The 23,879-nt window shown below is 62.8% G+C and carries 31 protein-coding genes, 1 tRNA gene and 1 pseudogene; 14 read left to right on the top strand and 19 right to left on the bottom strand.

The genetic code is table 11. From position 1 onward, the window contains the following. The gene (locus ACYPYD_RS00980; protein WP_459661780.1) at positions 1-381 is read left to right on the top strand and encodes a c-type cytochrome; all 381 of its coding nucleotides are present in this window, start codon (positions 1-3) and stop codon (positions 379-381) included. A gap of 210 nt (positions 382-591) precedes the next feature. After that, positions 592-1,407 (top strand): hypothetical protein, encoded by an 816-nt coding sequence (locus ACYPYD_RS00985; RefSeq protein WP_459661750.1) that lies wholly within the window; start codon positions 592-594, stop codon positions 1,405-1,407. Positions 1,408-1,463: 56 nt separating this feature from the next. Here the strand turns inward: ACYPYD_RS00985 and ACYPYD_RS00990 are convergent, their stop codons facing one another. Further along, the gene (locus ACYPYD_RS00990; RefSeq protein WP_459661751.1) at positions 1,464-2,009 is read right to left on the bottom strand and encodes a hypothetical protein; all 546 of its coding nucleotides are present in this window, start codon (positions 2,007-2,009) and stop codon (positions 1,464-1,466) included. A gap of 422 nt (positions 2,010-2,431) precedes the next feature. On the opposite strand from ACYPYD_RS00990, the gene ACYPYD_RS00995 reads away from it, so the two are divergent. Together ACYPYD_RS00995 and ACYPYD_RS01000 are read left to right on the top strand one after the other, a co-directional pair. Beyond that, positions 2,432-2,713 (top strand): hypothetical protein, encoded by a 282-nt coding sequence (locus ACYPYD_RS00995; protein ID WP_459661752.1) that lies wholly within the window; start codon positions 2,432-2,434, stop codon positions 2,711-2,713. Positions 2,714-2,768: 55 nt separating this feature from the next. Further along, positions 2,769-3,134, top strand: coding sequence for a hypothetical protein (locus tag ACYPYD_RS01000; RefSeq protein ID WP_459661753.1), 366 nt, complete (start codon positions 2,769-2,771; stop codon positions 3,132-3,134). 186 nt (positions 3,135-3,320) lie between these two features. Here ACYPYD_RS01000 and ACYPYD_RS01005 read toward each other — a convergent pair whose 3' ends face one another. Then, entirely contained in the window at positions 3,321-4,268 is a 948-nt protein-coding gene (locus ACYPYD_RS01005; protein ID WP_459661754.1) for a hypothetical protein, read from the bottom strand. Between the two features lie 626 nt (positions 4,269-4,894). On the opposite strand from ACYPYD_RS01005, the gene ACYPYD_RS01010 reads away from it, so the two are divergent. After that, the gene (locus tag ACYPYD_RS01010; protein ID WP_459661755.1) at positions 4,895-5,212 is read left to right on the top strand and encodes a helix-turn-helix domain-containing protein; all 318 of its coding nucleotides are present in this window, start codon (positions 4,895-4,897) and stop codon (positions 5,210-5,212) included. Between the two features lie 162 nt (positions 5,213-5,374). Here the strand turns inward: ACYPYD_RS01010 and ACYPYD_RS01015 are convergent, their stop codons facing one another. The 16 genes from ACYPYD_RS01015 to ACYPYD_RS01090 form a co-directional block, all read right to left on the bottom strand. Continuing rightward, on the bottom strand, positions 5,375-5,683 hold the full coding sequence (locus tag ACYPYD_RS01015; protein ID WP_459661756.1) for a hypothetical protein: 309 nt from the start codon (positions 5,681-5,683) through the stop codon (positions 5,375-5,377). 512 nt (positions 5,684-6,195) lie between these two features. Further along, complete coding sequence (locus tag ACYPYD_RS01020; protein ID WP_459661757.1) at positions 6,196-6,459, bottom strand: hypothetical protein; 264 nt, start codon at positions 6,457-6,459, stop codon at positions 6,196-6,198. Beyond that, on the bottom strand, positions 6,456-7,439 hold the full coding sequence (locus tag ACYPYD_RS01025) for a DNA polymerase beta superfamily protein (RefSeq protein WP_459661758.1): 984 nt from the start codon (positions 7,437-7,439) through the stop codon (positions 6,456-6,458). Before ACYPYD_RS01025 ends, ACYPYD_RS01020 begins: the two co-directional genes overlap by 4 nt. Beyond that, a complete protein-coding gene (locus ACYPYD_RS01030) occupies positions 7,436-8,062 on the bottom strand; it encodes an HD domain-containing protein (protein WP_459661759.1) in 627 nt (208 codons plus the stop codon). Before ACYPYD_RS01030 ends, ACYPYD_RS01025 begins: the two co-directional genes overlap by 4 nt. Next, positions 8,059-8,301 (bottom strand): hypothetical protein, encoded by a 243-nt coding sequence (locus ACYPYD_RS01035; RefSeq protein ID WP_459661760.1) that lies wholly within the window; start codon positions 8,299-8,301, stop codon positions 8,059-8,061. Before ACYPYD_RS01035 ends, ACYPYD_RS01030 begins: the two co-directional genes overlap by 4 nt. Positions 8,302-8,450: 149 nt before the next feature. Beyond that, on the bottom strand, positions 8,451-9,236 hold the full coding sequence (locus tag ACYPYD_RS01040) for a hypothetical protein (RefSeq protein WP_459661761.1): 786 nt from the start codon (positions 9,234-9,236) through the stop codon (positions 8,451-8,453). After that, positions 9,233-9,907 (bottom strand): hypothetical protein, encoded by a 675-nt coding sequence (locus ACYPYD_RS01045; RefSeq protein ID WP_459661762.1) that lies wholly within the window; start codon positions 9,905-9,907, stop codon positions 9,233-9,235. The genes ACYPYD_RS01040 and ACYPYD_RS01045 overlap by 4 nt, the downstream gene beginning before the upstream one ends. Before the next feature lie 18 nt (positions 9,908-9,925). Next, complete coding sequence (locus tag ACYPYD_RS01050; RefSeq protein WP_459661763.1) at positions 9,926-13,771, bottom strand: hypothetical protein; 3,846 nt, start codon at positions 13,769-13,771, stop codon at positions 9,926-9,928. 2 nt (positions 13,772-13,773) lie between these two features. Further along, positions 13,774-14,070 (bottom strand): hypothetical protein, encoded by a 297-nt coding sequence (locus tag ACYPYD_RS01055; protein ID WP_459661764.1) that lies wholly within the window; start codon positions 14,068-14,070, stop codon positions 13,774-13,776. Beyond that, positions 14,060-14,335: a hypothetical protein gene (locus ACYPYD_RS01060; RefSeq protein ID WP_459661765.1), complete on the bottom strand. Its 276-nt coding sequence runs from the start codon at positions 14,333-14,335 to the stop codon at positions 14,060-14,062. Before ACYPYD_RS01060 ends, ACYPYD_RS01055 begins: the two co-directional genes overlap by 11 nt. Then, positions 14,319-16,028: an AAA family ATPase gene (locus tag ACYPYD_RS01065; protein ID WP_459661766.1), complete on the bottom strand. Its 1,710-nt coding sequence runs from the start codon at positions 16,026-16,028 to the stop codon at positions 14,319-14,321. The genes ACYPYD_RS01060 and ACYPYD_RS01065 overlap by 17 nt, the downstream gene beginning before the upstream one ends. Beyond that, positions 16,025-16,267 carry a hypothetical protein gene (locus tag ACYPYD_RS01070; RefSeq protein WP_459661767.1) on the bottom strand — a complete coding sequence of 81 codons (243 nt, stop codon included), beginning with the start codon at positions 16,265-16,267 and terminating at the stop codon, positions 16,025-16,027. Before ACYPYD_RS01070 ends, ACYPYD_RS01065 begins: the two co-directional genes overlap by 4 nt. Then, entirely contained in the window at positions 16,260-16,517 is a 258-nt protein-coding gene (locus tag ACYPYD_RS01075; RefSeq protein WP_459661768.1) for a hypothetical protein, read from the bottom strand. Before ACYPYD_RS01075 ends, ACYPYD_RS01070 begins: the two co-directional genes overlap by 8 nt. A 185-nt stretch (positions 16,518-16,702) precedes the next feature. After that, positions 16,703-16,906, bottom strand: coding sequence for a helix-turn-helix domain-containing protein (locus ACYPYD_RS01080; protein WP_459661769.1), 204 nt, complete (start codon positions 16,904-16,906; stop codon positions 16,703-16,705). An 84-nt stretch (positions 16,907-16,990) separates the two neighbouring features. Next, positions 16,991-17,539, bottom strand: a complete 549-nt coding sequence (locus ACYPYD_RS01085; protein WP_459661770.1) for a hypothetical protein — start codon at positions 17,537-17,539, stop codon at positions 16,991-16,993. A 140-nt stretch (positions 17,540-17,679) separates the two neighbouring features. Further along, entirely contained in the window at positions 17,680-17,901 is a 222-nt protein-coding gene (locus ACYPYD_RS01090) for a hypothetical protein (protein WP_459661771.1), read from the bottom strand. A gap of 102 nt (positions 17,902-18,003) precedes the next feature. Between ACYPYD_RS01090 and ACYPYD_RS01095 the strand changes: the two genes are divergently transcribed. The 9 genes and pseudogenes from ACYPYD_RS01095 to ACYPYD_RS01135 form a co-directional block, all read left to right on the top strand. Further along, positions 18,004-18,624, top strand: a complete 621-nt coding sequence (locus ACYPYD_RS01095; RefSeq protein WP_459661772.1) for a helix-turn-helix domain-containing protein — start codon at positions 18,004-18,006, stop codon at positions 18,622-18,624. Positions 18,625-18,818: 194 nt separating this feature from the next. Continuing rightward, positions 18,819-19,472: a hypothetical protein gene (locus ACYPYD_RS01100; RefSeq protein WP_459661773.1), complete on the top strand. Its 654-nt coding sequence runs from the start codon at positions 18,819-18,821 to the stop codon at positions 19,470-19,472. Between the two features lies 1 nt (position 19,473). Then, on the top strand, positions 19,474-19,713 hold the full coding sequence (locus ACYPYD_RS01105) for a hypothetical protein (protein ID WP_459661774.1): 240 nt from the start codon (positions 19,474-19,476) through the stop codon (positions 19,711-19,713). A gap of 3 nt (positions 19,714-19,716) precedes the next feature. Continuing rightward, the gene (locus ACYPYD_RS01110; RefSeq protein WP_459661775.1) at positions 19,717-19,893 is read left to right on the top strand and encodes a hypothetical protein; all 177 of its coding nucleotides are present in this window, start codon (positions 19,717-19,719) and stop codon (positions 19,891-19,893) included. Positions 19,894-19,896: 3 nt separating this feature from the next. Continuing rightward, on the top strand, positions 19,897-20,421 hold the full coding sequence (locus ACYPYD_RS01115) for a hypothetical protein (protein WP_459661776.1): 525 nt from the start codon (positions 19,897-19,899) through the stop codon (positions 20,419-20,421). Continuing rightward, complete coding sequence (locus ACYPYD_RS01120) at positions 20,418-20,687, top strand: hypothetical protein (protein ID WP_459661777.1); 270 nt, start codon at positions 20,418-20,420, stop codon at positions 20,685-20,687. Before ACYPYD_RS01115 ends, ACYPYD_RS01120 begins: the two co-directional genes overlap by 4 nt. A gap of 2 nt (positions 20,688-20,689) precedes the next feature. Then, complete coding sequence (locus ACYPYD_RS01125; protein WP_459661778.1) at positions 20,690-20,983, top strand: hypothetical protein; 294 nt, start codon at positions 20,690-20,692, stop codon at positions 20,981-20,983. Between the two features lies 1 nt (position 20,984). Further along, a complete protein-coding gene (locus tag ACYPYD_RS01130) occupies positions 20,985-21,245 on the top strand; it encodes a hypothetical protein (RefSeq protein ID WP_459661779.1) in 261 nt (86 codons plus the stop codon). Positions 21,246-21,581: 336 nt separating this feature from the next. Further along, positions 21,582-22,646 (top strand): annotated as a pseudogene (locus tag ACYPYD_RS01135) (recombinase family protein); the annotation flags it as partial. A 520-nt stretch (positions 22,647-23,166) separates the two neighbouring features. Here the strand turns inward: ACYPYD_RS01135 and ACYPYD_RS01140 are convergent. After that, a tRNA-Gly gene (locus ACYPYD_RS01140) sits at positions 23,167-23,240 on the bottom strand. Positions 23,241-23,879: the final 639 nt, after the last annotated feature.

Here is a 23,879-nt window from a genome sequence, read left to right on the forward strand (position 1 = left end):
GTGGCGGGCGTGCGCACATTTTCGCTGTTCGCGGCACTGGCGGCGGGTTTCTTCGCTACCGCGGCCGAGGCCGACCAGCCGCAGGTGGCCAAGGGCCGGGCGGCCTTCGCTGCCTGTGCCGCCTGCCATGCGAATGCGCCGGGCGTGAAGAAGCTCGGCCCGTCGCTGTTCGGCGTTGTCGGGCGCAAGGCGGGCAGCGTGGCCGGGTCCAATCCCTCGCCGGCGCTTGCCGCGTCGGGCAAGACCTGGACACCCGACCAACTCGACGCCTTCATCGCCGCGCCGCGCAAGATCGTGCCCGGAAACCGGATGCCGTATCCGGGCATGACCAGTGCGGAACAGCGCAAGGCGCTGGTCGCCTATCTCGCGACGCTCAGGTAATGGAAACCGGGGAAGGGCCGGGAACAGAGAGGGAAGTTGGAGCGGGTGAAGGGAACGCGCCAGAAACGTATGTGGCTTCGAGCGGCGGTTTGACCCGAGAATTCCGCGCTTTTACGCAGATTCCCATCCACCAACTTAAAGGATGCGAGCGGAGTTGATCCGCTAGCTCGGCCATGCTTCATACCGGAAACGGGATTTCAGGGGGTATTGATGGCCGTTGCAAGTGGGATGCTGGTGGAGGCGAACGACATCGTCATCCACTTCGAAACCAACGATATGATCGATGCTGGCCTATTCGGTGGCCTGCTACTCGACATCGAGAAGTTGGCCAAGAGCGAGGACCTGTTTGGTCCAGAAGCGGAAGTCCGACTGGCGGAAATCCGCACAGGGAGCATCACGGCGCGGCTGAAGATTTTGGCTCCGAAGCTGGTAGAGGGAGCATTGAACGCAACGGTAACCGCTCTCACGGCGGCCTTGGTGACCCAACTCACAACCCCAGAAGCACCGGCGGCTCAGAAAGCGGCGCAGATCATCATTGATCAGAGCGTAACGCACATTGAGATTCGCAACTCCGAAGGAAGCATTTTCATCGATCGCGATAACCCAGCGGTGAAATCGCTCCTGCGCGAGAGGGAACTTAAACCCAACGGATTTACGCCAGAGGTGCTCGACGGCTTGTCAAGGCTCGTGAACCGGGATGCTCCGCGTCACATCGGTGGAGGTGTGCCATCGGTGCATCTTGACGACCTGCGCAAATTCGAGCCTGCAGTGCTTCGCTTTCCGCAGTTCATCCATCGTCCGTCGCGCGATTCAGCTAGGCTGTATCAAGCGAGGGGTGTTCTCCGAGCGCTCCCGAGCGGCGCGACCGTGTTCATAGACCAGTCCGACCTCACTACCAATGTCGATCTCCTTGACGCCGACTGGGACTTGCCGATGGATCGTCCGATAGACATATATTTCGAGGCCGACCCGAACCGACCGATTCTCGCCAAGGAACTCACAGTCGCACATGCTGAGGTGCTTTAACCGCGTCGCAAACGGTGGTTGGCCGAGCCAACAAGCTTCTCCGTGCTCACTTGCGCTCAACCGCAGCGGGGAAGCCCAAGGTCGCGGACGAGGAAGTATGCGATGAAGGCGGCGCCCCCTCCAACGATCGAAACAAACGCCGCAGTCATGGCGCGATCAAGCATCTTGCAGTTGTCGTCGAGCGCGTCGCGATTCTGCATGATCATCTCGTCGTAATGCAGCGCCTGACTGGCGAGGCTTTCGACTTCGCTCAGCCCGGACCGTAAATCTCCCTCCCACGCACACGGACGGTTACCGGCGAAATAGAAGTCGATCGGGCGAGCGGCCTTGATGGCGAGAGACAGGGACACGGCGAGGCCTGCGGCAGTGAGCAGCGCCACGTACCCCAAGAAGTGGGCTTCGTTCAGCATGACGGCGCCGGCTGCCCCAACTAGTGCGACAACGGCCGTCGCGAGAAATCCCGACAAGACCAAAGCTCGCTGATCAGCAGCGAGGCCGGTTTGAAGCTGGGCGGCTAAGAACATTTCCGCGTGCGCCAGAATTTGCTTTATCTGGTGCTCCGAAGCTTTGAGCAGGGGGGATTCGATGCTTTCACCAGACATGCCAGCTACTCCGAGGAGATTTCTGCCGGACAAGCCGCCGACGAGCAGGAAGGATAGTGGCGGCCAGCGCGATGTTGCAAACAATCAAAGGCAAGATCCCGGCGAACGCCCGAAACCGCCGCCGCCGAGACCGGAGCGGGATAAGCAGAATTGACGACCGCTTACCCAAGGTGGGGGCGACCCTACTTTGGGTGACGCTGCTCGTTGAATTTCTCGGTTTGACTGAGGCGCGCAGGAACTAAGATCCGGCGGATCGAGAGTTGGAGACAAAGCGGATCATTCGCCATGATTTATCGCACCGCTCAACCCACCCGGGATCCGCAGTTTGAACTAACTTCGTAGCGGCGCATTTGCTGGTGTGAGATTATTCCTCTTGCTTCGGTCAGAGAAAATTCACACGTAACCGTCATGGGTATGGGCATATGAGCATCTTCGTCGTCAGCATCGTCAATCCCTCTGGTTCGGCAGGCACCATTGCGAGTGCAGTCGAAGGATACGGAAAGCCGTTCTTGAAGGTCAGCGAAACGACTTATCTCGTAAGCTACGACGGCGCCGCTCGACAGCTTGCAGACGAGATAGGTGTGACGGGTGGCGAGCGCGGCACAGCGATAGTCAGCGAAGTCGCGTCCTATTGGGGGCGGGGAGATCCAGCTATCTGGACTTGGATGACGTCGCACTGGGGGAAGGGGTCGCGAAATGTCTAAAAGCTCTGCGTCTCCGCAGGAACCTCAGTCGGTACCGTCTACTGAGCCCGTTGAGATGTTTCAGATGACCAACATTCGGTGGGTTATCGAACAGACGGGTCGTCTCTCTGAGCGGACGGATAACCTTTCCAGCAAGATCGATGGTTTGTCAGGGAAGATCGACGGCTTCCCAGCCGCGCTTGAGAAATTTGCCGAAAAGCTGGACAACAGCGCCAAGGAGCGGGCCGGTGAATTTAAGGCCGACCTCAAGGAGCGCCATCTTGAATTGAAGTCGGAGTTTGAGAAAACGCGAGACAAGGTGATCGACCTCGAGAAGAAGGTGGACTTTGTTAAGGGGGCTGCTTGGTTTGGCGGCGGCGTCTTCGCGATCCTCCTGCTGGTCGTAGGCGTCCTTCTGAAGTTCCTTCTCGACAAGATTTGAAAGCACCGACCGCTCCCCTGCGTTCCGGCCAGTTCAGAGCAAAACGGCTACGCGCAGTTCACCACCGCGTCAGTTGCCTGCTTCCCGCCTGAGGTGGTCGCGGCCTTGATCGCCAGAACCGCCTCGCGCTCGATTGCCTCTGGCGGACCGCCTCGGCGTTCGAAGCCCGAAAGGCTTCCGATCTCCTCAGTCGAACATAGGTATCTGCGATGGTGGCGGCGTCACTTTATGCACCTCGGTCACACGATAGGAGGGCTTGCCCACAGCGAGGCCTTGGCCATCCAGTTGGGCTGTCTCAATCATTGAGACGTCAAGGATGCTGTTCGGCGGCGCAGCAACCTTATTCGCCTGAAATTCCGCAACCCAATCGGCTGCTGCATCCGCCATCTCGGCACTGATAGCGCGGCCATTCCATAGGAACCCCCACTGCGCCCCACCCTCATACTGCGCTGATTTGATCCTGACATCACCGCGTATGGTGGACGAGCTCTCGGTGGGAATGGCCGAGAGCGGCTGGCTCGGGAGGCCCTCGATCCCGCGAGCCTCATCGCTATCGACTTCGAAGACTTCCACGTCGTCATTCAAGAATGCCAACGTCTCATAACCCTCCTTCGAGAGGGGCTTCATCACCGCTTTTGCTTTCTCGACCGTCTTGGGGTCTTGGGCCAGCTGATATACCTCACGGCGCACGACGATTGTGTTGCCATTCCCCGTGACGACAACGTTGCCCGCGCCGTCAGCTTGAATAGACAGCGGAGTCGAGGCCTCTTTAGCGCCGCGAAGAAACTTCAATAGGCCAAACAGGCTCACGGTGCCGCCACTGATAATGCCGACCCATTGGGCTATGTCATACGCTGTTTTGACATGGTCCGTGCCGAGAAATGATTTCGCCTGGTCGAGAAATGACTGCACTAGGCTGACATCGATCATGAAGCACCGCTGCTCCACGTCCGCGTTGACCAGCACCTTGATACTGGCCTCGTTCCCATTGAATTTACGATTGGCGATCTGGATGACATCGGCCAGGGCCAGCAGCGCCGGCGCCAAATCCTGAACGTCCATTTCATGACCTGCGAGCGCAGGGCCGTCGTATCGGATCGTCGTGCGGACTTGCCTCGCCATATCACTGCTCATGTAGAATTTCCCCCGCCAAACGCCACCAAATAGTTCGATGGCAGAGCTTTGGCCAAGGGCAAGTTTTAGGAAATTGCACGATGCATGGCGCTGTGTAGCGGCGCCGCTTCCAAGAGTGACACTTCTAACTGTCACGAACTAGCGGATGGAGGCCTGACCCGAAAAACGCGGTTACACAGCGCTTACGGCGCGGAGGGGGCGTAGGTAGGACCCGCAAACATTCTCTGGCATGCCCCGCCCTTCGGCTGCCGCAGGTCGCACAGAGGCGATGTAAGGACGGGATAGCCACGGAGGCATCACAACACCCCAACGCGCTGAGAAGCCCGGTTCCGGCAACGCATGCCATTCCCGTTGAAATCGGGCGAATGGTGCGCCGCATCGTCCCGCTAGTCCTGTCACGCCGATCTGGGCCGAAGCCATGTCCCTTCCCTGCCCGGCGGCCCACCATGTCACAGCGACAGGAGTGTGACACCGGACCGTACCGCCGAGGCCATCTTCAGCATTGGCGGGCATCGCCGTGCCCACAACGTGAACGCACTCGACCGAAGATGTAGAGCTCCGATCCAGCTTTCCAGCCAGCTAACGCCTGCTACGCTGCGCCTACGCCTAGCCACCGTGGAGCCCTCATGACCAACCGACTCCCATTCGACCTGAACACCCCCGCACCATTGTCAGTGGCCCAACTCGCGGACCGATGGGGATGCAGCACGGCTCTTGTCAGGAAGCTGATCGACAAAGGAGAGGTGAAGGCCTTCCGCCTCGGCACGCTCATCCGCATCCCGGTTGCGGAGGTTGAGCGCTACGAAGGCAGGGCGGACGCCGAGGCGCCGATCACTGCCGTAGCTACCCAGGATGAGAGTGCATCGCCAGGCACCCTAACGCGACAGCGCATCATACCTCGAGCGAGACGCCGGCGGCCCGCTTTGCAAAGGCCTACTTCGTAACTGCCCTCGCTTGGATCACGCAAGCTGGCTTCGAGCGCACCGCCGTCTGTACCTCGCCCGTTCGAGTGGGTGGGCTGACGTCTGGTGCCATCGGCTCGGGACTGGCGGAACTGCGCGTAACCTAGCGCTGGGCCGCGTCCCCGACGATACGCCAAAGCTATATCAACGCTCGTCCTGGGTGGCGAACGACAGGCGCTCGGCGGGCCCAACCTTCTCGTCACCGGCGAACAGGGCATCCAGCCGCTCGCAAACCTCCTCGCGGAAACTGGCGCGTGGAATCGGCCGAGGCGCCGTCAGTGCGATCTCATCGGCTATCGCATGCTTCACGCGATCGATGGCGGCCTGGTCGAGTAGGCCAGCAGCATTGAGTTCCTTGCAGAGCTGGACCAGCCCGGCGGCGGTGGCCTGGGCGCGAAGGCCGACGTTCTTCAAGTCGTCGTGCATTCGGGCACGTTCGGTGGTCGACGTCATCTTCCTCTCCTCTCGCTATGTCATTGATGTAACGCGCGGGAGGGGAAGAGTTTGCAGCGTTGATGAGGGCATTCGCGCGGGAGGTGTGAAACCAAGCACTATGGCGATGGAGCTGCAGATCAGGTCGCTGATCTAATTGGTGTCCGTTGAGGTCTGCTTCACCCCAGGTGCGTCCGCTTCGGGCGCGGTACCGGGGAAGACACGGACGACGCCTACTCCTGATGGCGGCTCCGTAGCCGACTTCTGATCAAAGCGACATGGCAATTAAAAGCTCGACGCTCAAGGGTGGCCGTCGGGGCGGGCGCGGCGGTATCCTCCAACCGTCGCGCCCGCTTGACCGCCGACAGCAGCTGGTGGCTTTCAGCTATCGACCTAGTAGGCGCCTCCCCTGACGCCCGACAGGTTCACCATGGACCAACGCTAGGCGAATCATATGGGTAGTAATCGGGACGTTGCGGGGAGAAGGTTTACTCGTCCTCGGAACTGCTAGCCGGAGATTATGAGCAATTCCGTCAGTTTACGCGAAGCTCTGCCTCGACCATCACTGTCCAAATGTCTCGCACATCCTTCTCGTCCACAAAGTGCCCGCGCATTCCGCTCAGCAATTGCATCCCAACCTGCTCCATTTCCTCGGTGGGGGTCCGGATCGCTCCAAGTGCCGCGCGCGCCTGCGGCAGGAAGCTCTCCCACATCGGCCGCCCTTCGAACTGCGTGTTCTCGGGCAGGCCGTCGAGGCTGCACAGCGCGCGGGCGATGCGTTCGAGAACAGACTTCATGCAGCACCTATCTGCGAGAGGTAGAGGTCACGCGTCATCAAGTCCGCCAGCGCCCCGTCCGTTGTCTCGGGCAGAATAGACGCGCAGCTGGCTTCCTGAACCTCGGCGACGAGACGCTCGAGCATGACACTGACATCTGCATAAGGCTTCAGGCCTCGCTTGATTTCCAATAGCTCATCGGCATCTGGCCTCGGGAATGTGATGCTTCCTGTCCTGAGAAGCTCGATCGCCTGCCGGGCCACTCGCACGGCATGGCTCATCGCTTTCCAGTCGATGCCTTCGTTGGTCATAGCGGCACGGGCGCGCTCGCCATAGTTCTCCCATACCTTCGCATAGACCTTGCGCGCCTCTGCTATGGCGGCGGTGACTGGCATTTTCCGATCGCAGCAATCGATGTGCCACAGCTCTTCGCCGTTGGGGCTAGGAACGTTTACCCATTCGGCGTGCTCCTCGCCGGCAGCAAACGTCCTCAACTGTTCCGTCATGGTCGCCAGCTTGAGTGCGCCATGACCAATGGCCGTTTCGGCCTCCAACAAGTCCAACAACCGGCGGACCGCGCTCATGCGCGAGCCCTTGATGCCGTATTTGGCGGCTTGTCGAACGCAATATCCGACAAAGCCCTTGCACTGTCGGTTCAGAAGCTGGCGACCGACGCCTTGCACGTCGCTCCATAGCGGGTCAGCCTCGACGGGCGTCGGGGCGAACAGGATTTCCGTCGCCACGGTGTCACCTTTGGCAAGCATCCCGAAGAACTTCTGAAGGCTGTAGGACTGATCGTCGATCGCATCAGCGGCGTTCTTGTCCGTGCCCGCGATCTTGGACCGTACACCACGATCGAGAACGTCTTCGGCACGCTGGAGCACGATGGCTTCGCCGCTGGGGAGGTGGACACCCTTGTAGTCCCGGTCCGATGCCGGTGTCGATGTGCCGTAGAGGTGCGATCCGTGGGCGATCCGCACGAGTTGGGTCACCGGCTTCATGGTCGAAAATCGATAGTCGTCTTGGCGTCTTCGACGAGCGCCATGGCTTGGTCATATAGGGTGGTATCGCCAGCCCTCATAACAGCAAGGACGCGCAACTTCTCGCGCAGATAGACCCGGGCGAAGCCAGGATCTCCAGCAACTATGGACCGGGTATTACTGATGAAATCAGCGAGCTTGACGGTCTGTGCCCCGGGCGAAATCGTACCCAGGCGGGCCGCCTCTGCCGCTTTACGGGTCGCTCGATTACCTTCGTGGCATTGGTCCGTCAGTTCCATGACCAGAACGGCCACCTCTTCTCCGAATTCGCGCTCGATGTCCTCACGAGTGACAGGGGTGTCCTCGATCGTGTCGTGCAGTAGCGCAGCGGCAAGCATCTCGTCGGTGTGCGGAACGGTGCGCACGATCTCCATGACCTCGATGGGGTGATGGATATACGGCTCGCCGGTGTACTTGCGGACATGATTGATGCTCCCATGGGCATCGGTCGCGAAAGCCAGGGCCTTTGAGATCAGCGGGGAATAGGCAGAAGACATGGTGCCACTGTCGCTGAACGATGTGCTTCTGTCGAGCCGTCCGGTATAGGTGGAAATGCTCTGCGTACGGCCCACAGCCGCATTCATTTCGCTCTCGCTGCCGCCTGCTGCCGCGCCAGCTTTCCCGCTTTCCACATGTCATAGGCGCTGGGTTTTTCGGGCTCTGTGCGCTGCATCGCTGCAACAGCCGTCACTCGAATTGTGCCGTCGGGCGTCACCTCGAACGATCCGACCTCAATCCCGAATTCGCGGGCTGTTTGCAGATACTCGCGCAGGCGGGCTTGGGTGACGTAGTGGCGGACGCGCGGCTTGGCTTCGGTGCTCATGGCGCGGGCCGATCGCACCACGCTGTTGCACCGACATGTCAGGCACGAAAAAGGGACAGTCGGCCTGAAGACTCCGACTGCCCCTTGCCGACGGCGCTGACGCGTCGGCCCCGACCTGGCGGGGACATGACTACCCCGCCCGGATCTCGTTACGGCTTGTAGAAGCGAGGCTCCTGCACTGCCGGTTCATGCGTACCCCGCATGGCTGCGACGAGACCGGCCACTGCATGCGGATCGTGAAGTTGCACCGTCTTCGGCGTTCCGCCCATGTATGCGGGCCCCTTCTCGCGAAGGGCTTCAACGAGCTCAAGGATTTCCGCAGGAACCTCCATCGTATTACCGGTCTGTACCAAACCGCCCGGGCCACGAACAGCTGCGGCGGCCTCTCCGACGACGCTCAGGCCAGGTGCATTGCTGTTGGTCGCACGGCCGATGGCGCTCAAGGCGGCAAAGCATCGCAGGATTTCCTCCCCCGCTGCCCGGGCCCTTTCGGTATATGCCGCGCAAAGCGGCTTGAGTTCGTCCAGCGTGCGGCGCGCAGCTTTGCGCCGGGTATCCTGTCGACCGTTCTGCAGTGAAGTCTGGCGGCGCGTGAGTTCCGACATGCCTTCCGACAGAGCGTCCCGTTCGTGCTCTAGCCCGCTAAGATCATGCTTCCGGGATGCGGCATCGGAGGGGGCGACGCCAGCAAGCAGAGCGTCAGCGACGGCCATACCGTCGTTTACGTCAATGGTTGGCCGTCCAGCGTAATTCGTATCCCCCCTCAACTCACGAATGAGCCGCAAGATTTCTTCGCGGCGCGCGCGAGCGGTCTGCAAACTCAGCTCGATCTGTGCGAGCTGGTGATCGGTCGTCGCGATCTGCTCGTTTTCAGGCGCATAGTCGAGCGCTGCAATCCGGCGCTTGGCTTCGTAAAGTGCGGTATCGATGCTCATGCGTAGGCCCTCCGGCTGGCTTCTCTCTTCGCGTTGACCCGGTCCCACACCGCGTCGGCAGCAGCGCGTCCCACCGCGGGCCCAGTCTTCGGCGCCTGTGCCGGGGCTTCGGTGGCCGCGCGTCCGTAAGCACGGTCCCACACCGCGTCACTGGCAGCCTGGCGCGCGGGCTGGACATTGGCGGCAGGGGCAGCGGAATTGCGCGCGGCCATTCGTGCGTGGGCCCGGTCCCAGACCGCATCCGACGCATCGCGCTTGGTCTTAACGCGGATATCCGCATCGGTCGGCATGCTCGGCAGGTTCGCCAGAATCTGCGCGGTGGTGTAGTTTTCCTTCGCGTCAAGCAGCGCCTTCGCGGTGAGCTGGCGGCCCCTTGCGGCAATCGAGCCCATCACGGCATTGTAACGCTCGTTGCGCCGCGCCCGCGCCATCTCAGCCTGCGACATGGCCGGTGCTTTGGGTGCTCGGGCCGCCGGCCGGGCCGGGGTGGTCACCTTCGGCTGATGCCCGGCCGCTTCTGGCTTCGCGCTGCTCGCCCCGGGAAGTGGCGCACTGAGACGCGCCTGGAAGTTGTCGAAACGACGCGGCGCGCCGGCGGCGAGCGGGAGCCCGGTGCGCGGGTCGGTCCCATTCTTCTCGCGGTGAGCCGCTAGTCTTGAACTCGTGGTCATGGATCGTTCCTTTCGTGGTCAGAAGCTGTTGGAGAAGGCGATGCGCGCGGCGGCGGTGCTCGACGCGCTGCTGCCGGACGCGATCTGGTTGAGCAGGCCGATCATCGTGCCGAAGTTGAGGTTGGCGGCATCGAGCTTGTTGGCCAGGGTATCGGTCTGGCTGGTGATCGCCGACTTCACCGCCCCGGTGCTGTCGAACGGGCTGTCGCGGTTCTCGTTGATGCTGACCACGTTGGTCTCGGCATCGATGCGGGTTTTCGTCAGATCGATCACCTCGTTGAGGCGGTCGAAGTATTCCTGCTGCGAGCCGTAGAGGTCGCGTTCGATGCCGAGCAGGGTCTGGGCCGCATCGGTGTAATCGTCGTAAGCCGTGGAATCCCCGGCCCTGACCCGAGCCGCGAGGCTGTCGTAAGTGCTGAGCGCCGCCGTTCGCCGGTCGCGCAGTGACAAGCCGTTGTCGCCGGTGGTCAGGTCGTCCATGAGCCCCTGCAGGCTGCCGAGCACGCTGTCCTTGAAGCTGTCGATCGCCTCGGCCTGCTTGATGCCGTAAAGCTCCTGCAGGTCCGCCATCTCCTGCGCGCTGGCCCCCGCCGTCTTGGCGATTTCGATGTACCGCTCGAACTCGTCGTCGAGATCGTCCATCGCCGCGCCGAGTGGGTCCTTGTACTTGCGCAGCTCCTTGAAGACGTTCTCCCAATCGAGCGCATCGGTAAGTGCCGCTTCGAGATCCTTGCCCGCCTTGAGGATATTGAGGGTGGAGGCCCGCATCCCCTTGAGCGCGCCGTCTTCGATGGCATTTTTGACCGCATAGGCAATGGCCGCCTCGGCATCGTCGCCGAAGCTGATGGCCCCGTTCTTGAGCTTGAGCGAGGTGCCGTTCGGGTTGACGCGGTATTCGTCGCCGCGCGTGCCGATCGTCACCATGAAGTTCCCGATCTCACCGCCGAGCTTGTCCACGATCCCATTGAGGTTTTCGAGCACGCTGCCGCCGAGGCCGGTGGCGGTGGCGTAGTTGCCCTTGTCCTTGCCGCCGACGACGCCGTCGTTGTTGCCGGTCAGCACGACGCCTGCGGTGCGATTGGTCTTGAACAAGCCGCCAAGGATACCGCCCGCGATGGAGCCGATGATATCCCCGCCCGGGATGCCGGTCAGTCCTCCGATGGCGCCGCCGATCTGCGCGCCCGTCGAGCTGGTCTTGAGGCCCAAGCCCTTCATGATGCCAGCCGCCATGCTGCCGGTGGCCGCGCCGTCCAACCCCATCCCGAGCCTGCCGGAGAGCCCGCCCGTCGATCCGCCAAAGATACCGGTCTGGTCTACCACGCCCTTGAGCCCGCCAAGGATGCCGCCAGCCGTGCCGCCCGCGAGGCTGCCGCCGATCGCTCCCGTGATCGTCCCGCCGAGCATCTGCCCGAACTCGGTACCGAACAGCTTGTTCATCGATGCCTGGAACGGCTCGACCATGGCCCCGGCGGTCTTCATCGCCATCTCGACGATGGACGGCTTCGCGATCGTCACTTCAGGCTTTTCGTCGGTCTTCTCGCCACCGCGCTTTCCGGTGACCGCGATCTCGTTGCCGTCGATCAGGCTCGGGTCGCCCGTCTCACTGCCAGCCGCCGCGATGCGCTTCGCCGCGCCTTCAACAGCTGTGGCGAGGTCTTCGAGCTTCGCGCCCGCCGTATCGACGCTGTCGGTTAGGCGGCTGGTCGCCTTGCCGAGCGGGGTACGCTGGCGAAGCTGGTCTTCGATTTCCTTGAATGCATCGCCGAAGAGCTGATCCGCCAGCCGAGCGCCGTGGAGATCCTTGAGCGACTGCTTGATGTCGCCGAACAGGTCCGTCTTGCGACCAGAAAGGAGGTCGGTGAGGCCGGTGCGCGCGGTCTGGATCACGTTGAGCTGAGCATCGAACAGTGCCTTCTGTCGCTCCGCCTCGCGCGTGCGCTGCGCCTCCTGCTCCGCCAGCTCGGCCGCCTCGCGCTTCATCTGCGGGTATTTGGCGAGGAGCTGTTCGAAAGCTGCGGCCTCCTCTTTCCGGCCTGCGGTGATGAGCGCCTGCACCTTGGCGCGGAGCTGTTCCTCGCTGCCCAGCTTGTCCTCGATCGACCACACGTTCTGCAGCGCGGCGGCTTCGGTGTCGTGGCCTTGGGCGATGAGGCCCTGGACCTGAAGGCGTCGCTCGCTGGCCTTGCGCATGTCTTCGAGCGGCCGGAGCAGGGCGCTCTCGACGACCGACTTCGCTTCGACAGCATCCTTTCGCGCCTGCTGAAACGCTTCGGCAAGATTCTTCGCCAGCCCCTTCTTCGCGAGCTTGCGGTCCATGTCCGCGATGATGTCGTCCAGCGCGCGCGCCGCCTGCGCGGCCTGATCGATCAGCTTGGGCGATTCGTCGAAGCGCTCATTGATCCGCGCCACCGTCTCGGCAGCGGCCTCGCCTGCCTTGCGCAGTTGCTCGGCCTCGCGCGCCGCCTTCTCCGCGCTGTGGTCCTTCTTCGGCTTGCTGTCGCGGCGCAGGTCCTTGGCGAGCGTGCCGCTGTCGAGGCTTTCGTCGATCAGCTTGGCGGTGCGCTCCTTGAACTCGGCCGATACCTCATCGATCAGCGCCTGTTGGAACTCCTGCTTCGTGACAGCCAGCCCGGTGAAGTTGAGCTTTTCCGACCGGCGCAGCGCGTCCTCTCGTGTGATCTTGCCGGTCTTCGACATGTCGAGCAGCGCGGCGGCCTGACCGGCGTTCATGGCCGCGAGACCGTTCCCGGCGTAGTTGCCCAGCGCCAGGTTGGTGGCCATGTCGCCGAAGCCGATGCCGGAGAGCATGCCGTTGCCGAAGCCGCGCACCTTCTCGGCGCTGGCGAGCTGCGCCGAAGCCTCCGCGCGCAGGTTCATGGCGGTCAGGCGGGCATTCATCACCAGCAGCTCGTTCTGGTGCTGGATTCGCCCGCTGGTCAGGTCGAACATTCCGCCGAGCACGCTCTGTGCATCGGAGAGGCCGGAGGAGCCGATCTCGGCGGCCTTCGCGGCATCGGCGGTTTCGAACAGCCGCATGATGAGCGGGCCGGCAAGTGCCGTGGTGGCGAAGAACGCGGCGCCGAGCGGACCGGACATGACGGTCGCAACCGCGCCTATCCTGCCGCCGAGCCCGGCCATCGCGTATGCGGCCTGACTGCCCTGCTGCGTGAAGATAGTCAGCGCGGAGGTGCCCATCTGCGCCTGGATCACCGTGTCCTGCATCTGCGCGCCGAGGTTCATCATCGCGGCTCGGTGCGCGCCAGCCGATCGCACGCCGTTGTCGTTGGCGCCGGTCACAAGCCGGGTCGCGCTGGCTGACTGGTTCAGCTCGCGCTGCAGTTGATCCATCGCCGCAGCATGATCTCGGGCGGCAGCAGCGGCGGCGTGCTCCTCCATCGCAACAGCTTCGGCTGCGGCGACTGTCTGCCGGGCGGCCTGGGAATAGTCTTTCTCGGCGTCGGCCGCCTGACGGGTCGCGTTTGCGATCTCACGCGCCGCGACTGCCCGCGCTTCCTGAGCTTCGGCGGCGCGGTGCAACTCGGGGACGCCGAGGTCCAGCGAACCGCTGGCGTTGCGAGGCATGGAGAGCGCAGAGGAAATGTACTTGTTGAGCTCTTGGTATGCTGAATTGAACTGCTGTTCCGCTTCTTGCGCAGCCCCTTGAAACGCCTTGCTCAGTTCGGTCCGGGTAATGCGAGCGGTGTTCGTCGCATTGGTTTGTATGGTTGTCAGCGATCCGCCGACGGCCCGGCTCATGGCTGCGCCCGCGTTGCCGACGTCGTCGGCCATGCGCTCGAAGACGCCGTTCTCCTCGTAGCGCATCTGAATGTAGGCGGGCAGTTGGGTCGGAGTGTTACCAGGCATGTTCAATTCCTTCCGAGGTCGTCGAGCCCGTCGTCCAGTTCGCCGGGTTGCATGGGGCGGGAGCCGCCGCGCTGTTGCCGGCGACGGGGCGTGAACGGCGATTGGTCGGCCGAGCGGTTCGAGCCATCCGTGCCGCGCGGTGCCGGTGTGCTGACGAACACCTGCCAAGTCGGCTCTTCGGCATCCCGGTCGAGGAAGGCGACGACGCTCGCCTTGCCCAACCAGCCGCTGAGGTATCGGGTGCCCTTGGCGCTGGTGCGCTCGCGCAGCTCGAGCAGGAGAACGCGATCACCGTTCATCGCTGTGCCCTCCGACACGCACACCAGGCTTGCGGTGGGCCTTACAGCGACGCAGCTCTGGCCAGCGGCTCGGCGCGGTCGACTGCAGGAATTCTTCGCCGCACGTCGCGCATTGGGCGCTCCAGTTGGTCAGCGTCACCATTTCGCCATCCAGTCTGCGATACGGCTCGGAGCTGACAGCGTCGAAGCGTTGACCGTTCGCATCGATGGCGAAACCTACCGGTACGGACCCAACCGGCGTGATCGTGTTAGCGCGACGGTTCATCGTCGTCTCCTTCGCCAACTTGTACGGGGGGCGGGGACCCCACAGGGCCCGCCCCGTACAGTACGTTAGTACTAGGGGTGTGTGAGGGCGCGCGTCGGCGCGGGGTCAGCGCGGGGTCGGCGCACCCTGTCGGCGCGGGGTCAGCGCGGAGGTCAGCGCACCCCGAGAGCGCACCGTCAGCGCACTTGCGGCGGATGCCGACCCGGTCCTTTCGGCCCGTCCGACAGACCACCCCGACCTCGATTTCGCCAGTCCGGAACAACCTCTCCATCGCTGCCTCAAGGTGCTGTTTCTTGTACCCCTTCGCCTCCGGCATCGCAGCGAACTCCTTCGGCGCGTACGTGCGTGATGCCTGGCTTTCCGAGACCGGACGCTCCTGATCGTTCCGGACGTCGAGGCAGCGCAGGAACGCAGCGTTCTCACCGTTGGCGGCAATCACCAGATTCAGTTCTGCGCTGACGTCGCGCGGAAGGTCTTCGTCGCGGACGAAAGCCCATTCACGCCAGCGGAAGCGGAGCGCCTCTCCTGCTTGGACGTAATTCGGTTTGCCGAGCGTGATGGTGCGAAGGTCGGGATCGTCCTCTGCGTCTTGCGGTCGCTCCATCGTGGCCTGCGATCGCACCGCGTTAAGCCAGGCCGTGCTGCCGCTGTAACTGTCACCCGCCTTGTTGGGATGGGCCAGCAGAAGGATTGCGGCGCCGGTCTCGCCAGCGAGCCGGTTGAGGAGGTTCACGAAGGCCGTGACCTGGCCTCTATCGTTCTCGTTGCCGGGAAAGAGGTGGGCGACGTTGTCGAGACAGACGAGCCGGGCCCGGGTCGATCGCATCATGGCGGCGATGCGGCTGTATAGCGGCGCGGGCGTCATCGCGCCGCTGGCGTCGAACGTCGCCAGAGAGTTGTCGAGCTGACCGCGAAGGCTGGTGACGTGCAACTGTCCGGCGAGATCGGCCATGGAGACCCCCAGCGACCTGCATATCTTGGCCTGCCGCCAATGCAGCTGTTCCGCATCGTCCTCGCATGTGAGGTAGATTGCCGGGGCTTGGATAAGGTCGAGACCCAGAGCCAGCCGACCCGCAGCAAGTGCTGTCGCGAACTGCTGGGCCATGAGGGATTTACCGACGGCACCAGCGCCGGTGAACAGCGTGACCTCGCCCGCAGGCGCGATGCGCGGAATAATGAATTGCTTGGGCTCCGGCTCAATCTCGGCGAGAGCGGTGAAGTCGAGACATGGCAGTTCGCGCCCACCGCCCGCCAACCCGGAGGGCGGCGAGATCTCAATGATCGGCGCGGCCAAATCGATGCAGCGCGCCTTCTCCGCTTCGAGCCAGGCGAGGCGGCGACGTCGAATCGCGAGTTCGCGGATCTGTTCAGCGAGGTCACGGGGAGCGAGCAAGCCCTGCCCGTCGCCGGTCAGGCGCGCTAGGTAGCGCTGCCCTCCCAGAGCCATAAGGCCTTCGTCATGAGCAAAGTGCGGGTTCAGCGTTACGGGCGTGACTTTCAGGCCCTGTGCGATGAGTTCGTTTGCCCTCGCGAACAGCCGCCCATGGGTCGGTTCATAGAAGTCATCAGGCGTGAGGATTTCGGCAGCGATTCGGGCGATGCCGTTCTCCATCAGCATCGCGCCGATCAACGCGGCCTCCGCCTCGACATTCGAGGGCGGACCTTTGGGGAAATGGGCGATCGCGCTGCTCACTCGGCGCTGTCCACCCGCTCGGTAAGGTCGACCAGCAACAAGCCGAGATCATCGGCTCGGTCCGCCGCATAAGCGATCGCGACACCGCGACTGGTGAACCAGCGTCGTTTCGGGCGTCGTCCATTGCCCAGCCACATCGTCACGCTCAGCAGGTGCTCGTGCGCGATCTCGTGCCGATCAATGATGATGCCTTTGACGCTACGGTCTCGCGCGATTTCAGGGAGAGCGACCTCAGCCACGGCGAGCCCTCCCGAAATTCGGACGCTTCCAGCCTGGAGGGTCGAGCACCAGCCCCATCGTTCCGCCGTGGCGGACGATGTATTCCCGCTGGGCCGCCGCCAGTTCGTCAGCCGACGCTCCGCGGCGCAGTTCGCTGAGCGGCTCCCACCCATCGATCGGCGGTTGCCAGACTTGGAATGTGAAGCCGACGGAGTCGCGCATCACCAAAGACAGCGGCAACGACATGAAGCGCTTGGAGCTTTCAGCCATGGAGACCTCCCAGCGCGAGCGGCGCGATCATCGCGGCGGTCTCGATGGCGAGACCGTATCGGCCTGCGATAACTTGCGCCTGGAAGCCGGTGAGGGTAGCCTCAGCTCGTTGAGAACGTGCAAGAGACGTGCGAGCCCCGGCGCCGGTACGAACGGTGTCCGGGGCTTTTCCATGCCGGGCCATCTCAGGCGGCGTCCTGGCCAGCAATGAGCTGATGAAGGTCATCGACCAGCACCAGTGTTTTGGCGCCGACCCTGCGCAGCGGAAGTTCGCCTCTGCGCGCGCATTTGTAGAGGCTGCCTCGGCTAAGGCCGGTGATCCGCGATGCTTCCCGAATACCGACGGAAATGATCCGCGCACCGGCGTCGCTATGGTTGGGGCTTTGCATGTTGCTTGAGCTCCATGTGCTCGACTGTGAACTGGCGTGAACAATGCACCGGGAAAAAATCCCCGCGAAAATGATTGTGGGGATTTACGGCGGATGGTCCGTTTTCCGCAGTCTTCCGCGGCCTGCGCGCTGTTTCACCTCGCGCCACCGAGCCTCGAACAGGGATTTCTTTCCGGCCCGCTTTCCGAAGGTTTTTCGGTACGCGGCCCACGCCTCTTTGCTGTTTTCGGTGCGGCACTCCGCGCGGATCCAGGCTTCGACTTCCCAGCCGTATGCGGTGCCGACGTCGGCCTGACGCTCGAGGTCCCAGATGATCGAGTCGACCGAGACGCGATCGAAGTGAACCGACGACCACGTCTCTTGGAGGTGGGGCGCGTCATCCGGGGCAAGGACCCAAGTGAACTGCCCGGCGTCCCAGCCGATCGAGCACTCCAGCTCGGGCTTGTCAGCGGCTTGGAAGACGCGCCACACCCGGTCGGGAACATGCGCTCGCTCGATACCGCGCCCGGTCTCGTTGCCGCTGTAGACTGAGCCGAAGCCGGTCGCGATCAGGCCGCGCCACCGGCAGTACCAGGCGACGGCGTTCGACAGCTGAGTCTCGGCGACGCCAACAGCGATCAGGCGTTCGCGCAACTCGCGTGTTGAGGTCCAGTCGGGACGGCGGTGATGCGTGCCGCGGGGCTGTGCTTGATCACGATCTGCCCGTGCATCGCTGGCAGGTTCCGCGCCTGTGGCGAGGTGTCCGGGATTACGATTACTCGGCGGCACCGCAGTTACTCCGAGGCGGCAGCGACCGGCAGCACGATGACATCAAAGAAGTCGTTCGGTTGAACCCTCCCGCCTGTCACGGCAGCAATCTTGGCCATCATCTCGCCAGAGGGGATGCGGCCATGTTTCGTATAGCGCTGAACCGTGCGGGCATTTTTTGCCCCGATCAAGCGAGCGAAAGCCGAAAGCGAAGTTTTCGTTTCGGTGAGGTAGTCCGTTAAAGTCATGACAACTTTATTAGCCTATTGGCTATCAAAGTCAAAACGTCAAAGAGGCAGAATCGTGCTAGCCATCGGACGTCCGTTCTCACTGCTCAGTAGGAGTCACAGTTGTCCGATTCGCCCGAACAGAATCTCGGGGGCCGCGTCCGCAGCCTGCGGCAAAGCCGGGGTTGGACGCAGACGCAGTTGGCCGAAGAAGCTAGCTACGACCTTGGACGTCCCCTCCACTTCACAACAGTTGCGAAGATCGAACGAGGCGAGAGGAAGCCGTCCGGCGAGATTCTCATCGCCCTTTCTCGAGCGCTCGCCACGACGCCGGAAAATCTATCCGGCGGTCAGGCTGAGACCATCAATCACATGAACATCCCAGTGATTAATCTTGGGGAAATGGCGCAATGGAAAGCCAAGATTGATAGCCCTCAGGCATTCATACTTACGCCCATTCACTCGGGCAGTGCATTTGCGGTCGAAGTTCATTTTAGCCTTCTTAGCCTAGATGAACGTCAGGATACGTTTGTGGTTGTAGACGGCGGCGACACAGAGCTTGTTGATCGAGCAATCTACGCGATCATCGATCGCGAGGGCCTGCCCAACTTCAAGCGCTACCTTGATGGGCCGCCGCGATTTGCGGATCCCATTCAGACCTCGGCGAGCGATGCTCCTGTACCGATTGGCCGAGAGCCATTCACGGTAATCGGGCGTTTGGTTTGGCAAATGTCAAAGCTTTGACCGCCGCTCGCAACCGATATTAGCCAATCGCCTTTTTTCGCCTTGACGTAAATTTAGCCATCTGGCTATTATCTGCGCATCACCTGATCGCCTCCGGGCCGAAGACGGTGATGCGGGCGGATGTCGCGCCGTGTCTGATTTCGATCTGACCAGCCTCCGGCATCCTCCTGCACTTCCATATGCAGGAGGCCTTCATGAGGCACGAGAACAACTTCGGAGAGGTGCGCCTCCTCGACGGCGAGGGATTGCGTCTTCAGCTCGCGATCACTGACCCGCAAGAGGCGTGTGAATGCGCGACGGCATGGATCGGCGAGGCCGACCAGGTCCTCGAAACGGTCAGGGGTATGGTGCAGAGCACCGTCCTCGAGCAGGCCGGGAAAGTGAAGACCCCGGGCGGAGCGATGATCCACGATGCGGGATCAACCGCCCTGGCACTGCTGACGCTTGCGAGCCGCGAACTCGCACTGGCAAGCTCGGTCGTCAACGGCCTCTACCCTATCCTTCAGGCCCCGCACGAACCTGCGCCGCCCCTGCGCCGCGCCGTCGCCGATCTCCGCGAGATGGCATGGGGCCGTGCCCTGGGTGAGTACACCGCTGCCAACGCGGCCGACGCCCGGAACGACGATGGACCGGACGGCGTGTACACCGAACAGGCGCCGGCGAAGTTCGCCACCATGCTCGCGACGCCAGCTCCCACGATCGACGCCTTCCATGCGAAGTTCGAGATCGTCATCCAAGATCTACTGCTCGATGCCACCGCCGAGGATCACGCGCGGCTACATGCGCTCTCCACTGACTTCCAAGCGCTGATGCAGCGCCGGAACCGCGACGAAGCGGAGGCGGCCTGACATGCGTAACCCCTTCTTCATCCTGCCGGTCCTGTCGCTGGCGCTGCTCGGTGCAGGCGTCGTGAAGGCCGCATTCCCCGCAACATGGGGGCCAGCCGAACCGACGTATCAGATCGTCGTCGATTACCGCGGAACCGTCGCGGTGCTCGACCACGGCCTGACCGAGTTCGATTGCCGCGCCGAGCTGCCCTACGGCGACCCGCGCAAAGCGTTCACCTTTACCTGCGAACGGGAGGGCTGAACCATGGCGATGCGTCAACCCGATGTGATCAACGTCTACCGCTATTGGACTGCATGGGTGGGTAGCCGCAGTCATGGCTACAGCGTCGGCGTGGTGCAGCACGCTGAACGCCATCTCGCGTTGCGAGCGGCGCGCGCCAAGTGGCCAGAGAAGCGCATCATCTTCGTGACGGAGGGCTGAGCGATGGTCCGATGCTATCTCCCCATCCCGAAGGCGCGTCCGGCCGCCCAGCAGGCTTCCGTTCCGACGCCGCCGCTCATCGCCGATCCCGGCTCCCGGACCGCTGATGAGCTGATCTCCTACTTCGCCCAGCAGCTCCAGTCGCGCGAGCCAGCAAACGACGCGGCCATCATCGTGGCGTTCGAACGGCGGGCTCGGGCCTACCGCGCGCTCAACGCGCTTCCCGAAAATGACACGCTGCGCCCGACGGACGAGCAGGCCGACCTCAATTGGATCGTCGGTGAGCAGGAGCGCATCATCCTCGGCGGTGTCGCGACCACGCCCGAGGCGATCGCGGCGAAGGTATGGGTCGCAACTTACATGGCCGCCAGCGCGCCGCCCGACGACGTCGATGGTGTCGCGCTGGAACACGCTTTGACCGACGGCGACCTCGATACGCTCACCGGCATGGCAGACCACCTCGACGAACCTATGCTTTTCGCCCTGTCCGCCCTCACATCCCTCAAGATCATGGAGGCCGCGCGATGAATGCCATCTCCCATGCCGACTTCGAGCGCCTAAGCACTTACCAGATCAACGGCACCAGCCCATTCCAGTGTGAGGCCGAAGACCTCGCCCGGACCAGCCTCGAAGAGGCCCACGCGCTTCTGCTCGTGCTCGGCAACGTGCTCACCGAGGTCGATCAGGAAGATCTGACCATCCACACACAGCATATCGGCCGTGCCGTCGAAGGCGTCCGTACCCTTGTCTCCCTCGCCGCCTGGGCGAGCGAATGCGAACGGAAGGGGCGCTGACCATGGCGACCATCCACTTCTTTCCGCAGCAGGCGGACGCGAGCATCGCCCACCAGCTTCTCGGCCGCCACACCCGCACTGAGATCGAGAACGCGATCGAGATCCTGATCGACAGCCTCGATGCGATCGATGGCGACGCAGATGCCGAAGACACCGACGTTGACCGCTGCGAGGCGGGCGATGACGGCTGCGGGCGGGTCTACCTCCGCGGTAACTGGCACTACGGTTCCGACGACGAGGAAGGCGAACACGAGAGCTGGGAACAGCCCGTCACCCTCAATCCGGGAGGTCACTAACATGGCGACCAAACCACAGCAGTCCGAGTTCGAAGCTCGTGATCGCGAAGCGTCGATCCTCGACTACCTCGACATGCTTTTGCGCAACCTCTGGAGCGACCTTGAAGCCGCGGGCGGAGTGAACGTCGATCCGAAGACGCCGGGCGGCGTCGCTGGCGCCGACTTGCATCGCGGCCTTTCCCTCGCCCAGGAATTGCTCGCCGAACTCACCGCTTTGGCTGATCGGCCGCGCCGCAAGATCGCAGGGGATCCTGACGCCTGACCCCACTCCCGCCGGGTCCGCACGGCGGGAGGTCAGCAGCGGCGGGGCTCTCTCCCCTCCGCAACGGCGCCGCCGCTACTGGCCGACAAACTCGAGACGCCGATGAGACCGGTTGAAACCCAACCACCAAGACCTCGCCGCCTGACGTCCACCGTGGGGGCAAGCGCCGCGCTTGCGTCGCCGGACCGCCTCGATGATCTGGACCCTGCAGTGATTGAACTGGTGAAGGCCCTTGCGCGCGCCGCAGTGTCCAAGGAAATTAGACGCCTGCGCCGGAGAGATTCGGAAGCCTACTCTGGCGTCGCCGTCCCCACTCTCATCGATTGCCCCTGACCTATGCGGACCCTCATCTACGCGCGATATTCGAGCCAGCTTCAGAACAGCCGCTCAATCGACCAGCAGGTCGAGGCATGCCGAGGCCGCGCCCAGCAAGAGGGCTGGACGGTCGTTGACGTGTTCATGGACTATGCGATCAGCGGCGGCGCCGGCACCAGCGAGGCGCAGCGACCTGGGCTGGCCGCGATGCTATCGCGAATAGAAGATGGCGACATCGAGCAGGTCCTGATCGACACGACCAGCCGCATCGCGCGCAACCAGGGCGACAGCCATCATATCCGCGACCGTCTCAATTACTGGGGTGTCCGCCTCTACTCGCTCGGCGACGGGGAAGTCGATCGCATCAAGGGCGCGATCAAGGGCCTGATGGATGAGCAGCAGCGCGTCGAGCTGCGCCATAACATCAAGCGCGGACAGCGGGACACCGTTGCACAGGGGCGCTCTCCTGCCGGGATCGCTTACGGTTACCGCACCGCCAATCGGATTGACCCGAACGGGCGCCCGGTACGCGGCCTGCGAGAGGTTGACGAGGAGCAAGCCGAGATCGTGCGCCGGATCTTCCGGGAGTACGCGGCAGGCGTCAGTCCGATCGGCATCGCCCAGCGCCTCAACGCCGAGGGCATACCCGGCCCCCGCGGCGATCGTTGGCGCGCTACGACGATTCGGCCAGACAAGACGCGCGGCAATGGCATGCTTCAGAACCAGCTTTACGTCGGGAAAATCATCCACAACCGGACGTCGAAGGTGCTGGAACCGGTGACCCGAAAGGTCCGGATCAAGCCGAACCCGCCAGAGCAATGGAACATCGAAGACGTTCCGCATCTGCGAATCCTCGATGATGAGCTTTGGGAGAAGGTGCAGGAGGGCTTGAGGTGGCGCGCTGGTTCGTCGCCTCGTTCGGCCAAGCGGCCCAAGCATATGCTTTCAGGTCTGGGGGTGTGCGGCGTCTGCGGAAGCCCATGGACGATCAAGACCGGCGTCTACTGGGGCTGCTCTTCGCGGCGAGAAGGCAGCAACTGCACCAACGGCCGGACAGTTTCGTCGAAGCGGTATGAAGAGCGCGTGCTCGATGGCCTTCAACGCCATATGCTCGACCCTCGCCTCGTGGCGATCTGGGTGAAGGAATTCCACGAGGAGCGGACCCGGCGAACCGCCGAGATGAAGAAGGAGCGTGCCCAGCTGGAGCGCAAGCTCGCGACCGCGACCGCGAAGGTCGAGCGGCTGGTGGCGGCCATTGCCGGTGGTGCTGGGGAGTTTCAGGAGATCCGCGACGCGATGGTCAAGGCCAGGTCGGATCGGGACAGCGCAGCCGCGCAGCTCGCGGAGATGGAGGCCCTTCCGGTGATCACGCTGCACCCGGCGATCGCGGACGATTATCGCCGACAGGTTGAGGAGTTGGCGGCGGCGATCAGCGACCCCGACTCGCGCGACAATGCCATCCCCGCGATGCGCCAGCTCATCGACCGTGTGGTACTGAACCCTGCAAAGGTGGGGCGTGGCGTGGATATCGAGGTCGAAGGCAGACTCAGCGCCATCATCGCGCTTGCGAGCGGAAACCCGGTCACGTCGCAACTTACTGTGAAGGTGGAGCGGGTGAAGGGAATCGAACCCTCGTATTCAGCTTGGGAAGCTGCTGCTCTACCATTGAGCTACACCCGCAAACCGGCGGGATTCCGTCAGTTCGGTTGATCGGCTGGTTCCGGTTTTACAACTAGTCCGTTCAACCGTTTCGCCCCTGCCACAAGCCGCTCGGTCCGGTCAACATAATGATGCCGAATACGTTTGACCGGAACCGGTCGAAGGGCCGCCTCTTCACCCAGAGGGCCGAGTGCCAGACGGTTATGATAGACGCGATCTATCTCAAGGCCCGCCGTACGGCTTGCGGCCTTCGGCTATAAGGGGGAGTTGGGCGCCTGATCGGACGGGCCAAGGGGGCATGAACATCAAGTTTCACGCCCTTACCGATGCCAATGATCGCTCCTTGAGCTTTCTCATCATGGCCTGCCCGACCACTTGCCGAAGCCTTTACGAAGGTGGGCTTACGGGACTCGAACTACCGCATATATGTAGCCCATTTTCGTTATTAATCGGGCATCGTCCTGAAATATACCCCCATTTATACCCCACAAGACTGAGGATCGGTGCGAACGCAGGCGAACTTTAGTCCCTACCTCTAACCCAACTTGAACAGTGCTTTCGGAAAAGGCATTTTTATTCAATGATATGCGCGCGCCGACGCAGGTGTTACCACTACATTTTCGGGATCGGTTGAGCTTGCAAAAGCTCAGGTTTCCGGCG

Source organism: Novosphingobium sp. 11B (assembly GCF_054589055.1).

Coding starts and splice junctions, on each gene's coding strand:
- ACYPYD_RS01060 (WP_459661765.1), bottom strand. CDS start 14,335: ATGAACCGTCGCGCTAACACGATCACGCCGGTTGGGTCCGTACCGGTA.
- ACYPYD_RS01010 (WP_459661755.1), top strand. CDS start 4,895: ATGACCAACCGACTCCCATTCGACCTGAACACCCCCGCACCATTGTCA.
- ACYPYD_RS01075 (WP_459661768.1), bottom strand. CDS start 16,517: ATGGCTGAAAGCTCCAAGCGCTTCATGTCGTTGCCGCTGTCTTTGGTG.
- ACYPYD_RS01055 (WP_459661764.1), bottom strand. CDS start 14,070: ATGAACGGTGATCGCGTTCTCCTGCTCGAGCTGCGCGAGCGCACCAGC.
- ACYPYD_RS00995 (WP_459661752.1), top strand. CDS start 2,432: ATGAGCATCTTCGTCGTCAGCATCGTCAATCCCTCTGGTTCGGCAGGC.
- ACYPYD_RS01080 (WP_459661769.1), bottom strand. CDS start 16,906: ATGCAAAGCCCCAACCATAGCGACGCCGGTGCGCGGATCATTTCCGTC.
- ACYPYD_RS01020 (WP_459661757.1), bottom strand. CDS start 6,459: ATGAAGTCTGTTCTCGAACGCATCGCCCGCGCGCTGTGCAGCCTCGAC.
- ACYPYD_RS01050 (WP_459661763.1), bottom strand. CDS start 13,771: ATGCCTGGTAACACTCCGACCCAACTGCCCGCCTACATTCAGATGCGC.
- ACYPYD_RS01045 (WP_459661762.1), bottom strand. CDS start 9,907: ATGACCACGAGTTCAAGACTAGCGGCTCACCGCGAGAAGAATGGGACC.
- ACYPYD_RS00985 (WP_459661750.1), top strand. CDS start 592: ATGGCCGTTGCAAGTGGGATGCTGGTGGAGGCGAACGACATCGTCATC.
- ACYPYD_RS01105 (WP_459661774.1), top strand. CDS start 19,474: ATGCGTAACCCCTTCTTCATCCTGCCGGTCCTGTCGCTGGCGCTGCTC.
- ACYPYD_RS01015 (WP_459661756.1), bottom strand. CDS start 5,683: ATGACGTCGACCACCGAACGTGCCCGAATGCACGACGACTTGAAGAAC.
- ACYPYD_RS01110 (WP_459661775.1), top strand. CDS start 19,717: ATGGCGATGCGTCAACCCGATGTGATCAACGTCTACCGCTATTGGACT.
- ACYPYD_RS01025 (WP_459661758.1), bottom strand. CDS start 7,439: ATGAAGCCGGTGACCCAACTCGTGCGGATCGCCCACGGATCGCACCTC.
- ACYPYD_RS00990 (WP_459661751.1), bottom strand. CDS start 2,009: ATGTCTGGTGAAAGCATCGAATCCCCCCTGCTCAAAGCTTCGGAGCAC.
- ACYPYD_RS01030 (WP_459661759.1), bottom strand. CDS start 8,062: ATGAATGCGGCTGTGGGCCGTACGCAGAGCATTTCCACCTATACCGGA.
- ACYPYD_RS01005 (WP_459661754.1), bottom strand. CDS start 4,268: ATGAGCAGTGATATGGCGAGGCAAGTCCGCACGACGATCCGATACGAC.
- ACYPYD_RS01130 (WP_459661779.1), top strand. CDS start 20,985: ATGGCGACCAAACCACAGCAGTCCGAGTTCGAAGCTCGTGATCGCGAA.
- ACYPYD_RS01090 (WP_459661771.1), bottom strand. CDS start 17,901: ATGACTTTAACGGACTACCTCACCGAAACGAAAACTTCGCTTTCGGCT.
- ACYPYD_RS01100 (WP_459661773.1), top strand. CDS start 18,819: ATGAGGCACGAGAACAACTTCGGAGAGGTGCGCCTCCTCGACGGCGAG.
- ACYPYD_RS01035 (WP_459661760.1), bottom strand. CDS start 8,301: ATGAGCACCGAAGCCAAGCCGCGCGTCCGCCACTACGTCACCCAAGCC.
- ACYPYD_RS01120 (WP_459661777.1), top strand. CDS start 20,418: ATGAATGCCATCTCCCATGCCGACTTCGAGCGCCTAAGCACTTACCAG.
- ACYPYD_RS01000 (WP_459661753.1), top strand. CDS start 2,769: ATGTTTCAGATGACCAACATTCGGTGGGTTATCGAACAGACGGGTCGT.
- ACYPYD_RS01125 (WP_459661778.1), top strand. CDS start 20,690: ATGGCGACCATCCACTTCTTTCCGCAGCAGGCGGACGCGAGCATCGCC.
- ACYPYD_RS01115 (WP_459661776.1), top strand. CDS start 19,897: ATGGTCCGATGCTATCTCCCCATCCCGAAGGCGCGTCCGGCCGCCCAG.
- ACYPYD_RS01040 (WP_459661761.1), bottom strand. CDS start 9,236: ATGAGCATCGATACCGCACTTTACGAAGCCAAGCGCCGGATTGCAGCG.